This window comes from Glaciecola sp. 1036, assembly GCF_050306235.1.
Taxonomy (GTDB): domain Bacteria; phylum Pseudomonadota; class Gammaproteobacteria; order Enterobacterales; family Alteromonadaceae; genus Glaciecola.
This window is the reverse complement of sequence record NZ_JBLWFH010000002.1, coordinates 526,364-538,396: the sequence shown is the minus strand read 5'-3', so window position 1 is coordinate 538,396 and position 12,033 is coordinate 526,364. Positions and strand designations below refer to the sequence as shown.

The following is a 12,033-nucleotide window of genomic DNA, read 5'->3' as shown; positions in this document are numbered from 1 at the left end:
ATTTTTGTCACCTAATCCTGATATGCTAAACAGCATACCATCTCTTGTTAGGTGGCCAAACTAACTATGCCACTACAAGGAGCTTAGGTTCAGGTTAGAGCTTTTTAAAAATAGATTTTCATTAAACTGAGAGAAAGGTTTTTATGATGGTTATTGAACGCCTCGTTGCTAAGCGGACAATTAACTCCTAAATATCGGGCACAAACAGGCAATCGATAATGGAGAAGCCTCATGCAGGGTGTTGTGGGGGCTGAGGGTTAGAGACCCTTGGCTACCCGATTATGTTTTGGTGTTTGCGCATTACTTATTTCCTGAAGATTTCTGGAGTGGCCCACTTACTAGCACAGTGCCAATCTTTAGGAATCTCCGCTATTGCTTCTTCGGGACCTTCTAAATCCCATGTATGCTCCCAGCCTCCAGTAGAGTAATCCTCTATACGCACTGAACCCTTCCATTTTTCAAGCCACTCGTGCATGAAAACGAAATCGGTATCATCGTCTACGTGGTCGATGTATATAGTTACTCTCTTCATGTCTCTCTTGAAACATAAAGCTTGTTTGTGTGGTGAACGCAGTGAATCCAGCAAGCTTTGCTTGCGAACATAAAACACTTGTTATGGCATTTTTGGCGATACATTTAGCTCCCTCAACTTTCCCCTTGAGTTAACATAAAATATTGCAGTCCCCTCACCAGTAGGGCAGCATTGAGGGTCGCCAGGAAGCGAAAATTTTGACGTAAATTCGATTAGTGAGTTGCCCATTGACTTAAATGACAATGTACGTGAACCTTTTCCACCAACCAGACTATCAGATAAAAAAGCTAGCCCACTTTCAGTACGACTAAATACTACCAAGAAAAAATAGTAGTTATTTCCCTTTTTAAACCCTTCTAGGGTATACAACATAGCTAGTATTTTTTCATTCTTCTTTGAAAGCGATCCTGACAAAAACTCCCTACCACCAGCATATTCAACTGCCTCTAATGTAGATGCTCGCTCTGCCAAATACTTATTGATAGATAATTTCTCTCGCTCCGTAAGTTCTTCAGCTTGCAAAGAAAGAGATAAAACGGATAACAATATCATTATAAATTTCATTCTGAACTTTCCATATTGGGCCATAACGCTTAGTTAGCGAATTATCAGATTATGGCGTGACGGTTGCTAATGCAAGTGACATGACATCAGCTGATAATCTCTATTCAACATCTTGTTAGGCCTACCTACAATTTAGGGTCATGCAACTTAAAAACCAACGAGCCGCCGACTCTTTGTAGCTCAAGAGGCTTATTATGAGCTATTTCGATACCCTTATCATTAAGTGCCATTTGTACTAATGAAATCTGATGCAAATCAGTAAGTGATGACGTCTTTGTAGTATCTTCCGAGTTTTTGTTAATCTTTAATTCACAAACCGATGATTTGCATTCTATTGACTCTAATATGAGGTCGCTCAAGTATTCATGAGTGTAAAAAAGATCACTAATAGTAGTCTCGGTAGAATACTCCCACTCATCATCGTAGATAGGTGGTTTATCATAAACAGAGTCATCGGGTTGCGTCATCTCTAAAACATTTAATGCATCACTACTATTTTCGATTTTTTTAACTGAATCACCCCAAATTTGTTTAGGTTGCAAATCAGCATCGTTAGAAGCACTCAACTCTGCAATCACAATTGAGTCAGTCGAGTTGACTTTGGCTTTGTCAACAGCTCCCTGACTAATCAAAGAATCATGATTCGCCTCCTGTATTTTCGAAATATCCCGTTTAATCTGGGTGTGTTTGAACGTTTGCCAAACCAACAAACTTGACAGTAACGCGATGATTGTTAACAAAAACGTTTTTGACTTTATCAATGTAAATATTCCCTTATTACAATAAATCCTTCTGACTCAAAAATAGGCTCAACACTTTGAACAGCGGAAAACGGGAGCGCAGCGAGTGGTTTTCCGCGGCTTTAACTTGTATGGATTTCTTAGAGGCAGTCACCATTAGCGCAAGCTGTTAATAGACTACCCCAAAATACGATTTGGGACATTAGTATTAAGTACAGGAGCCAAAAAAATACCTTCTTGGATTTGGGCTCAATGATTAATTTGTTGAAACACAGAATACCAGCAATAACAGCGGCAAAGATGTAAAGGAATTCTAGATCTCTCAATGAACTTCTAACAGAAAACCAATAAGAGCTCTGAACTCCCAATACTACTATTAATAATGGGACAATGATTGATATCACCACCCACTTTAAATTAATCACTCAGATCTATCCCTGAAAACATAACAATTTAATAGTGACCCAATGGGTCGTTTTTCTACCAAGCCTTGGGTCGTTTATCTGTTTGTACCAGTTTTATCATAGTTTGTAAGGTGTTGCTACTGAATGACTTTTCCGTCATTGCTTAAAATGATGAAGCAGCAAAACAAGCGAATGGGTCATTTTCCTGGCTATAGGAGAAACTGTTCAAAGTACACAAGCTTTTGTAAGTTGTACTTTTGGCTAAAGGCATCTACTTGCTTGTTTTTGTGTTGGTTTTAATTAATTTCATTATGTTCCAAGGGGGTCGTGGCCTGCGCCACGATGACGATTCTTCGTAGCTAGTTCAATAGCGATTCTTCCATGCTTACTTCCGCAAAACGTAAGAATGTAACGTTAATTTACAAATATTTGAACGGCAGCTTATGGCACATCGCAGAAATCCAAAGTCATAAGCCTGACTGGCTGCTCCTTCTCCTAGAAGACAAATAGCGTTTTTTAATAAATAAGGTTTTGTTTTTAGCATCCGAATTGCTTGTAATAACAATGCTGTTAACATTAGCCTCCACCCTAAATAAGTTTTTACTGCCATGAATTACATCAAAGTTCTTCTTCTTTTTATCTGCATGCTTTCAAGCTCAGGAATCGTTCAAGCGTCTATCCCAAAATCCAGTGATCAAGCTATAAGATTGATTGGTCGTTTCCAACCAGTAGAAAATAACGCTCTGGCTTTTACTTGGCCTGGATCTGCTTTTGAGTTTCGCTTTTACGGTACAAAGGCATCTATTCCATTAGCAGCTACTGAGCGCCTAAGATTTATAGTTAAAGTTGATGATAAAGAATCAGATTTATGGGTTGAGGGCCCCTTTAAGTCATACACCTTAGCGAGCAATTTGCCTTTAGGTGAGCATGAAATCAGAGTCACCCGAGTAACTGAATCTTTTACCGCAGTTTCCTCTGTTCAACCTGAGCCTAGTGTAGACGGTAAGTTACTTGAAACTCCACCAGCGCCTGCGCGTAAAATATTAGCGATTGGCGATTCTATTACAGCAGGCTACGGCATAGAAGGGCCAGACAATGCTTGCGGCTATAGCAAAGAAACTAGCAATCAATTATTAACTTATGTTGCCCTTGCCGCTGAAAAATTTAACGCAGATTTACACGCGATAGCATGGTCTGGCATAGGCGCTTGGCGTTCCTATGGTGAAGAAACGCCTAACAGTCCTACTATTCTTGAGCGTTACAAGCGCACGCTTGCAGACGATGCTACAGCGCATTGGAACGGAGATGACTACCGTCCAGATGTAATCACCATTTTAATCGGCACTAACGATTATTGGACTGGCAGTGTGACCGAAGAATATAGAGATGGGGTAACGGCTTTAGTAGAAGAAGTCCGTTCAACTTATCCTGAACAGCCTATATATCTAATAGTTAGCCCCATGCTTGTTGCAGATGTACGCCAACACCATAAACAAGAGTTAGAAAAAGTGAGATTCAACAATCTCAAGGTTATCGATTTAGGAAAAATCGAACCTCAAGATGGTTATGGCTGTCATTGGCATCCAAATATCATTACCAATAAACGTATGGCGAAAAACTTAGTTAAGGTGTTGCAACAAGACTTAGAATGGTAGTCTATTTAATGGCTTCTAATCGTTTTTTTAACTCCACAGCTTGGGTACGATATGCTAGTGCGTTTGAATGCTGGGGATTGACATAAAGTACTAGATCCCATTTTTCAATGGCTTCATCAAGGGCTTGTTGTCTAAACGCGATAGAAGCTTCACGGTGATAATGTTCACTAATTTGTTCGCGTAATTGCTCAAAGCTTTTCGCCGCGTTTGAGTTAGTTGGATCTACTTCTTTAGCTGACTTAAAAGCTTCAAAAGCTTTGATTTCATCACTGTCTGTTAGATAAAGGTCGCCCATTTGGGTAAGCAACTCAGCAGCATTTTGTGGCGCAGTTTCAATCAAGCTCTCTGAGCGTGCTTGCAAATTGACTATTAAGGCTTGGCGGATTTGTTTCTGCATTTCGCTCGGCAAACCGGTTCTTTCGTTTAATTCATCGAATACAAAACTCGCCTCAACATAGTCGCCTGAAGTATTCAGTGAAATAGCCTGTTGCAATAATTCTAATCCTGACAATTGTACATATTCATCCACTTCAGATTGCACTGGCGCAGGTGCTACATCTTCCGCTTCCACTTCTTTTTTTGTTGGCGCACTGTCAACTTTTAAGGTTTCTTTTTTCGCAACGGGCGTAGGCTTTATTTCTTGGTTTCTAACCTGCTTTGCCAACTGTGTAAGGGGAATTTTTACTTCTGCACCTATATGTATTTTACTAGGATTGGAAATTTGATTGTATTTTGCCAATGCATAAAAATCCCATGGTGTGCCTAAGTATTTTTTCGCCAAGGTTGATAAACTTTGACCCGATTTTAATTCAAGGGTGAAATAATCTGATGGGTAATAGTCCCTTGACGGTGTTCTTATCTGACGCAAGAGATTAGCAGCACGGTGGCTATTAGGTTGTGACTTTTGATATTCAATCAACTCAACTTCAGCAACTTCTGATTCTCCGTTTTCCAAACTGCGAACGGCTTTTGACATCCGTTGCTTTGGTGTTAAGTTAGCTTCTGCAATAGGCAGTGGTACTTTGGTTACTGGTGCATGCTCAATGGGTTTATTGTTAGCTACCGCATCCTTTGTCGACGTTTTTTGAGTCATGCCACAAGCAGAAAGCCCCAACATACATAACACAACTAGTATCGACTTAATTTTCAACTTATGATTACCCATGGTTTTATACTCTTATATCGTCAAATCTTCGATATTTAACTAAACGACAACCTTAGTTAAAAAGTTGCACTAACCTCATAATTTTTAATCGCTTATTCAAAGACTTCACAGTCTTGATTTCGAATCGAATTTGCGCCGCGTCTGAGCCAAGACTTTACCGTATTAACGTTAGTGTTAAGCATATCGGCAAGTTCATTTCTGGAATATCCATGCAGATAGGCTAAGCGTAAGCTGATGCTTTGATCCTTTGGTAAACGCTCAAATTGAGTAGCAAAAAAATGATGTAGTTGAATTCTAACCAAGGCCTCATCTGGCTGGGTGTCTAAATCACTTTGAATTTCATCAATATGCTCTTCGCCATCGGCAAAACGCCAGCGTAAGTGTTTGTTTTCAGCTCGAAGCTTATCGATTGCTTTGTTGCGAACTATAGTGCGCATCCATGAAAGTGGCGTTCCACGTTTAACATCAAAGCTGTCGACGTTTTCCCAAATTTGAATGAAACTATCCTGAATGATTTCGCAACTGAGCGCATCGTTATGCACTATTCCCATGGCAAAATGATGCAACAAGGAAGACACCTTGATGTATAAACTGGTCAGTGCAGCTTTTTCGTTTTTTTGACATCTGACCAAAATTGCGGCAATCTCATCCTCATTAATCTTTCGAGCTTTCATGGTAATCCCTTCATATCCGTTGACGATATGGAGAGATTAAAGTGGCAATGTGGTCACAAACGTGGTTAAAAGCGTGGTAATTTGAAAATTTATCGTGGTTTTTTGTATTTCTATGCAAAAAAATGCATATTTTTGAGAATAATCTATTCTAGCTGTTGAGTTTTTTTAGCAAATAGAGATCGCGCAGAAATTTAGATTTTAGAATTATCCTAAGTGTTCAATCGCCGATTTTGCAGCTTTCACATCGAACTGCTTGGCATCTACCTTCAAATAAAAGACGTTAGCATCCGTATCAGTAGTAATGTCTTTAACACCATCAAGTGCCATTAAAATGTCCAATTGCTGTTGAATATTATATTCGTTGTATTCACCAACTTGCGCTAGCGTTATCCGTTTGACTTTTTCGACTTTCGCTAGACCTCTAGATACTAAACTAGCTGCAAAAATAAGTACTAAACAAGCGATAAGGCTAACTTTAGGTTCGTAGTAAGTATTTACCAACCCTGAAAGAATGCCGCCTAAGAATGCGCCAAAAAACTGATAACTGGCGTAGATCCCCATGGCACTACCCTTTTGACCGGCAGGGGCAATAGACGAAACCATCGCGGGCATCTTGGCTTCTAAAAAGTTAAATCCAACAAAAAAGCTAATACCTGCGGCAAGCACTAAATAATAACTCGGTACTTGAGTAAGTAATACGAATCCTACTGCCATGAATAAAATGGCCAAGTTGAACATATTGCCGACTGGGAATTTATCGCTCATGCGGATGAAACCCACTAACAATATAACTGACACTACCAGAATAATGCCGTAAACCTGGTAATGATCAGCTAATTCAATTCCTGTAGCTTCTAAAATAACCGGCACTTGCACAAAGAAGCTGGTAATTAATAGATGTAGCACTAAGACTAGAAAATTCAGACGCCATAGATATTTGTTTTTAAGAAGAGGTTTTAACAAATTTGCTCTAGGCAAAGAATCACCTGACGCATGATTATTTTGTGCGTTTGGTACACCAAATTTTACCAACGGAAAACAAAGTAAGGCTAAAGCAGCGGTCAAAAAGAAAATCCCTGACAGCCCAAAACCACTAGCGATTATAGGGCCAACCAATAGAGCAATGTAAAAGGAAAATCCAATTGAAACGCCAATGATGGCCATTATTTTAGTGCGTTGAGACTCCCGCGTAACATCGGCGGCTAAGGCCATAACGGCTCCGGCTATAGCACCAGCTCCTTGAAGAATTCGACCAAGGGTAAGCATTGTCATGTTCTCGGCCAAACCGGCAATTAAACTACCTATAGCAAAAAAGGTGAGTCCGATAAAAATAACAGGTTTACGACCCCATCTATCGGAAAGAATACCCATGGGGATTTGCAATATTGCCTGGGTAAGTCCGTAACCACCTATAGCTAAACCTACCCACAGAGGAGAATAATCAGGATATTCCACAGCCGCAACGGCAATCACTGGAATTACCATGAATAACCCTAACATTCTGAACACATAAACAGCCGCCAAGCTAAAGCCAGATCGAAGCTCTTGTGATGTGAGTTTAGTGCTATTCATTGCTGCCTGAATTACCTCTGATTAAAACGGGCTCAGAGTGTACTGTTTTTCGATGGTTTTGATAAGTAAAAACACTTATTTTGCTGAGCCGCCCTTGTGTTTGGTGAATTTTTAATCAGTCTGATCTCTTACTTTGAAATGACGTAACTAAATACTCATTTCCGATTCATTTATGGCATAATAGCCGATTAACCCGTTTTTCGTCGATCATAGGATTTATGGACAAGATAGAAGTTCGCGGAGCCCGCACCCACAATCTCAAAAATATCAACATTGAATTGCCTCGTGATAAATTAGTGGTCATTACAGGTCTATCAGGTTCAGGTAAGTCTTCCCTCGCCTTCGATACTTTATATGCCGAGGGACAACGTCGATATGTTGAAAGCCTTTCTGCTTACGCGCGTCAGTTTTTATCTATGATGGAAAAGCCCGACGTAGATCATATAGAAGGCTTATCTCCAGCAATTTCAATCGAGCAAAAGTCTACCAGTCACAACCCTAGGTCTACCGTGGGTACCATTACCGAAATTTATGATTACCTTCGGTTATTGTTCGCAAGAGTAGGTACGCCAAAATGTCCTGATCATAATGTAGCGCTAGACGCACAAACCATCTCGCAAATGGTCGATAAAGTGCTAGCAATGCCAGAAGGGACCAAACTAATGCTGCTCGCACCTGTGGTCCAAGAGCGTAAAGGTGAGCATGTTAAAACCCTCGAATCTCTTGCTGCGCAAGGTTACATTAGAGCTCGTATCGATGGCGAAGTCTGTGACCTTTCCGATCCACCAGAATTGGATTTACGCAAAAAACACAGTATTGAAGTAGTGGTAGATCGATTTAAAGTGCGTGACGATTTACAGTTGCGCTTAGCGGAGTCTTTCGAGACTGCACTAAACTTAGCGGCGGGCAATGCAAAAGTTGCCTACATGGATGAGCCTGATAAAGAAGAAATTGTTTTTTCTGCAAACTTCGCTTGTCCTCACTGCGGTTACAGTATATCTGAACTCGAACCAAGATTATTCTCTTTTAACAACCCTGCAGGTGCTTGCCAAACCTGTGATGGTTTAGGCACTAGACAGTTTTTTGATCCTGCACGCGTTGTTAGCAATGATGAACTTTCATTGTCAGGCGGCGCAATTCGAGGATGGGATAAAAGAAGTTATTATTATTATCAAATGCTATCTTCTGTGGCTGAGCATTTTGGTTTTAGTTTACAAACCCCGTTTCAAAAGCTGGATCCTGAACACAAAGATATTGTTCTGAATGGCTCGCGCGGTAAAGACATCAAGTTTCGCTACATTAACGAACGCGGCGATATCATGGAACGCAAACATCCGTTCGAAGGCATTATTCCAAATATGGAAAGGCGATTCAGAGAAACTGAATCCAATACAGTACGTGAAGAATTATCTAAATATTTAGCTCAACAGCCCTGCTCAAGCTGTTCAGGCTCACGTTTACGGTTAGAAGCTCGGCACGTCTTTATAGAAGATGTAAATTTACCAAGTGTCACTGTTCGTTCTATATCTGATTCACTAGCATTTTTTGAAAATCTATCCTTAACTGGTCAAAAAGCGGCTATTGCGGAAAAAATTCTGAAGGAAATTATTGAGCGGTTACAATTCTTGGTCAATGTAGGCTTAAATTATCTATCTATGGATCGCAGTGCCGACACCCTCTCTGGTGGAGAAGCACAGAGAATTCGTCTAGCAAGTCAGATTGGTGCGGGTTTAGTGGGTGTTATGTATGTTTTAGACGAGCCGAGTATTGGCTTGCACCAAAGAGACAATGAGCGTTTGTTAAATACCTTACGCCACTTGCGCGACTTAGGTAACACAGTAATCGTAGTAGAACATGATGAAGACGCCATTCGAGAAGCTGATTACATAGTTGATATTGGCCCAGGGGCTGGTGTTCATGGTGGTGAAATCATTGCTCAAGGTGATTTAAAAGCCATAATGGATTCCGAAGCTTCCCTAACAGGCAAATATCTGTCGGGAAAAGAATTGATTGAAGTACCGAAAAAGCGAACACCGACAAAAGGATGTCATTGGCTAGAGTTAACAGGTGCCACTGGGAATAACCTCAAATCGGTTGATTTGCGTGTTCCGGTTGGCTTGATGACCTGTGTTACTGGAGTATCAGGTTCAGGCAAATCAACACTTATAAACGATACGTTTTATCAAATTGCGCAAACTGAATTAAACAGAGCCACCACCAACGAGCCTGCACCATATAAAGCGATGAAAGGCTTAGATAAATTAGATAAAGTGGTAGATATTGATCAAAGTCCAATTGGTCGTACACCCAGATCTAATCCAGCCACTTATGCTGGCATTTTCACTCCTATTCGTGAAATCTTTTCAGGCACCCAAGAAGCGCGTTCTAGAGGCTATAAACCAGGTCGATTTAGTTTCAACGTAAAAGGTGGTCGATGCGAAGCATGTCAGGGTGATGGTGTAATTAAGGTAGAAATGCACTTTTTACCAGACGTTTATGTACCTTGTGATGTATGTGCTGGCAAACGTTACAACAGAGAAACCTTGGAAATACGGTTTAAAGACAAGAACATCCATGAAGTTTTAGAAATGACGGTGGAAGATGCCCGTCAGTTCTTTGATGTGATACCGGCAATTTCAAGAAAACTGCAAACCTTAATAGACGTAGGTCTGTCTTACATTAAGCTCGGTCAGGCCGCGACAACACTCTCTGGTGGTGAAGCCCAGCGCGTGAAATTAGCCAAAGAGCTGTCTAAACGAGACACCGGCCAAACCTTATATATCTTGGATGAGCCAACCACCGGATTGCACTTCCATGACATTAAACAACTCTTGGTTGTTTTGCACAGGCTAAGAGACCACGGAAATACAGTGGTAGTTATCGAACACAACCTAGATGTCATAAAGACTGCGGATTACATTGTAGATCTAGGCCCAGAAGGTGGTTCTGGTGGTGGTACTATAGTGGCACAAGGAACTCCGGAAGAGGTGGCAAAAGTTGAAGGCTCTCACACGGCTCGTTTTCTTGCCCCTATGTTAATACAACACAAGGAATAACCGATGTTAAGTGAAAGCTTTGACGTTAGGTTTTACGAAACCGACGGATTGAAACATGTTAGCAATACAGTTTTAGTGGGATGGTTTGAAACCGCTAGAATGCCCATTTTCAGAGCTTTCACACCAAATTTAGACTTAGATAACTGGCCTCTGATCTTAGCCAATTATCATGTGGATTTTTTACTGCAAATTTATTTGGGTAGTCCAGTGGAAATAAAAACTTGGATATGTCGATTGGGCAAAAGCTCCTTTGAGGTGTATCAGGAAGTTTGGCAGCAAGGCAGTCTGAAAGCAAAAGGCACAACTACTTTGGTGCATTTTGACTACAAACAGCAAAAATCTGTACCAATTAATGATGAAATTCGCACCCAATTAATGGCACACTATATTGACCTAACGGAAAATTAGTCAGCAACGGATGTCAGAAGATTTTATACAAGTAGTTGATAACGCTATAACCCCAGATACGTGCCAGCAAATTATTAATATTTTTGAATCCAGTAAAAATCTTGGTATTGGAAAAACTGGCGGCGGCGTCGATAAAACCATGAAAAATTCGGTGGATGTGTCTATAAACCGCCATGCCGAATTTGAGCCTATTCGCCAACAAGTATTTAAAGCCACTACAGAACGCTTAATCGACTATTTCAGATCCTATTACTTCGCGCTTATCGCCCCAATAGGGTTAACCATGAAAGACCCAAAAACCGGTAATCCGGTAAAGTTAACCCATGAAAATTTTGCTGAGTTAGGCGAACCTCAACTAGAACACCTGATGAAATATGTGTTTAGATTGGGGGAAATCAACGCCCAACGATATACTGCGGGCGAAGGCGGCTATCCTTATTGGCATTCTGAGACCTATCCGCAACCCAAAAGTGTGGAAGCTCTGCATAGAGTCTTGTTATTCATGTTTTATTTAAACGACGTTGAAGAAGGTGGCGAAACTGAATTTTTTTACCAACAAAAGAAAATTCGTCCTAAGGCCGGCACTATGGTGATTGCGCCAAGTGGCTTTACCCATACACATAGAGGAAATATCCCTGTGTCTAATGATAAATATATTCTCACCTCTTGGGTATTGTTCAATCCGGCAAATGCTTTATTTGCCGCGGGTCAATAATAAGATGCTTACCATTACCCCTTCTTTGACTATAAGTGAAAATGAGATTGAATTTGATGCTATACGCTCAATGGGTAAAGGCGGACAAAATGTCAATAAAGTCGCAACAGCAATCCATCTGCGATTCGATATTAATCAATCAAGTTTACCCGACATCTACAAAGCACGACTGCTTGAACTAAGCGATACCAGAATAAACAAAGACGGCATTGTAGTAATTAAGGCGCAAAGCTTTAGAACCCAAGAAAAGAATAAGGACGATGCACTTCAGCGCTTACAAGCGCTTATTTTGTCGGTTACTAAAGAAAAAAAACCACGCAAAGCAACTCGCCCCAGCCTATCGGCTAAGAAAAAGCGCGTAGATAATAAAAAACACACCGGCAAAATTAAGGCTCTAAGAGGTCGTATTTACTAAACCCCCACAAAATGCTTGTGTAATAAGTTGTAATTTGGTTAATTTTGTGCAATTTTTAAGCTAATAAAATCCCCATTTCATAACGACTCACTCGCGGAAGTTTGTTAGTTGCCAGTACACTCGTTTTTGTATG

General features: G+C 40.6%; 11 protein-coding genes. 5 read left to right on the top strand and 6 right to left on the bottom strand.

Features of this window, described 5'->3' with window-relative positions:
- Positions 1-304: 304 nt before the first annotated feature.
- The 3 genes from ACNKW3_RS05030 to ACNKW3_RS05020 all read right to left on the bottom strand — a co-directional run bounded on the left by ACNKW3_RS05030 (position 305) and on the right by ACNKW3_RS05020 (position 1,857).
- The gene (locus ACNKW3_RS05030; RefSeq protein ID WP_427398175.1) at positions 305-532 is read right to left on the bottom strand and encodes a hypothetical protein; all 228 of its coding nucleotides are present in this window, start codon (positions 530-532) and stop codon (positions 305-307) included.
- Between the two features lie 81 nt (positions 533-613).
- On the bottom strand, positions 614-1,096 hold the full coding sequence (locus ACNKW3_RS05025; protein WP_427398174.1) for a hypothetical protein: 483 nt from the start codon (positions 1,094-1,096) through the stop codon (positions 614-616).
- A 125-nt stretch (positions 1,097-1,221) separates the two neighbouring features.
- Positions 1,222-1,857 (bottom strand): hypothetical protein, encoded by a 636-nt coding sequence (locus ACNKW3_RS05020; protein WP_427398173.1) that lies wholly within the window; start codon positions 1,855-1,857, stop codon positions 1,222-1,224.
- Between the two features lie 991 nt (positions 1,858-2,848).
- Here ACNKW3_RS05020 and ACNKW3_RS05015 point away from each other — a divergent pair.
- Positions 2,849-3,895, top strand: coding sequence for a GDSL-type esterase/lipase family protein (locus ACNKW3_RS05015; protein ID WP_427398172.1), 1,047 nt, complete (start codon positions 2,849-2,851; stop codon positions 3,893-3,895).
- A 1-nt stretch (position 3,896) separates the two neighbouring features.
- On the opposite strand, the gene ACNKW3_RS05010 is transcribed toward ACNKW3_RS05015, so the two are convergent.
- The 3 genes from ACNKW3_RS05010 to ACNKW3_RS05000 form a co-directional block, all read right to left on the bottom strand.
- Positions 3,897-5,060, bottom strand: a complete 1,164-nt coding sequence (locus tag ACNKW3_RS05010; protein WP_427398171.1) for a LysM peptidoglycan-binding domain-containing protein — start codon at positions 5,058-5,060, stop codon at positions 3,897-3,899.
- A gap of 92 nt (positions 5,061-5,152) precedes the next feature.
- Complete coding sequence (locus tag ACNKW3_RS05005; protein ID WP_427398170.1) at positions 5,153-5,734, bottom strand: RNA polymerase sigma factor; 582 nt, start codon at positions 5,732-5,734, stop codon at positions 5,153-5,155.
- Positions 5,735-5,938: 204 nt separating this feature from the next.
- The gene (locus ACNKW3_RS05000; protein WP_427398169.1) at positions 5,939-7,306 is read right to left on the bottom strand and encodes an MFS transporter; all 1,368 of its coding nucleotides are present in this window, start codon (positions 7,304-7,306) and stop codon (positions 5,939-5,941) included.
- A 218-nt stretch (positions 7,307-7,524) separates the two neighbouring features.
- On the opposite strand from ACNKW3_RS05000, the gene uvrA reads away from it, so the two are divergent.
- Genes uvrA through arfB form a run of 4 tightly spaced genes read left to right on the top strand, consistent with a single transcriptional unit; the run spans position 7,525 to position 11,900 of the window.
- On the top strand, positions 7,525-10,362 hold the full coding sequence (gene uvrA, locus ACNKW3_RS04995) for an excinuclease ABC subunit UvrA (protein WP_427398168.1): 2,838 nt from the start codon (positions 7,525-7,527) through the stop codon (positions 10,360-10,362).
- Positions 10,363-10,365: 3 nt separating this feature from the next.
- The gene (locus ACNKW3_RS04990) at positions 10,366-10,770 is read left to right on the top strand and encodes an acyl-CoA thioesterase (RefSeq protein WP_427398167.1); all 405 of its coding nucleotides are present in this window, start codon (positions 10,366-10,368) and stop codon (positions 10,768-10,770) included.
- A 10-nt stretch (positions 10,771-10,780) separates the two neighbouring features.
- Positions 10,781-11,485: a 2OG-Fe(II) oxygenase gene (locus ACNKW3_RS04985; protein WP_427398166.1), complete on the top strand. Its 705-nt coding sequence runs from the start codon at positions 10,781-10,783 to the stop codon at positions 11,483-11,485.
- A 4-nt stretch (positions 11,486-11,489) separates the two neighbouring features.
- Positions 11,490-11,900 (top strand): alternative ribosome rescue aminoacyl-tRNA hydrolase ArfB, encoded by a 411-nt coding sequence (arfB, locus tag ACNKW3_RS04980; RefSeq protein WP_427398165.1) that lies wholly within the window; start codon positions 11,490-11,492, stop codon positions 11,898-11,900.
- The last annotated feature ends 133 nt before the right edge of the window (positions 11,901-12,033 follow it).

What these genes read in the sequence shown, in the direction of transcription:
- ACNKW3_RS05000 (WP_427398169.1), bottom strand. Translation starts at nt 7,306, where the DNA reads ATGAATAGCACTAAACTCACATCACAAGAGCTTCGATCTGGCTTTAGC.
- ACNKW3_RS05025 (WP_427398174.1), bottom strand. Translation starts at nt 1,096, where the DNA reads ATGAAATTTATAATGATATTGTTATCCGTTTTATCTCTTTCTTTGCAA.
- arfB (WP_427398165.1), top strand. Translation starts at nt 11,490, where the DNA reads ATGCTTACCATTACCCCTTCTTTGACTATAAGTGAAAATGAGATTGAA.
- ACNKW3_RS04990 (WP_427398167.1), top strand. Translation starts at nt 10,366, where the DNA reads ATGTTAAGTGAAAGCTTTGACGTTAGGTTTTACGAAACCGACGGATTG.
- ACNKW3_RS05010 (WP_427398171.1), bottom strand. Translation starts at nt 5,060, where the DNA reads ATGGGTAATCATAAGTTGAAAATTAAGTCGATACTAGTTGTGTTATGT.
- uvrA (WP_427398168.1), top strand. Translation starts at nt 7,525, where the DNA reads ATGGACAAGATAGAAGTTCGCGGAGCCCGCACCCACAATCTCAAAAAT.
- ACNKW3_RS04985 (WP_427398166.1), top strand. Translation starts at nt 10,781, where the DNA reads ATGTCAGAAGATTTTATACAAGTAGTTGATAACGCTATAACCCCAGAT.
- ACNKW3_RS05015 (WP_427398172.1), top strand. Translation starts at nt 2,849, where the DNA reads ATGAATTACATCAAAGTTCTTCTTCTTTTTATCTGCATGCTTTCAAGC.
- ACNKW3_RS05030 (WP_427398175.1), bottom strand. Translation starts at nt 532, where the DNA reads ATGAAGAGAGTAACTATATACATCGACCACGTAGACGATGATACCGAT.
- ACNKW3_RS05005 (WP_427398170.1), bottom strand. Translation starts at nt 5,734, where the DNA reads ATGAAAGCTCGAAAGATTAATGAGGATGAGATTGCCGCAATTTTGGTC.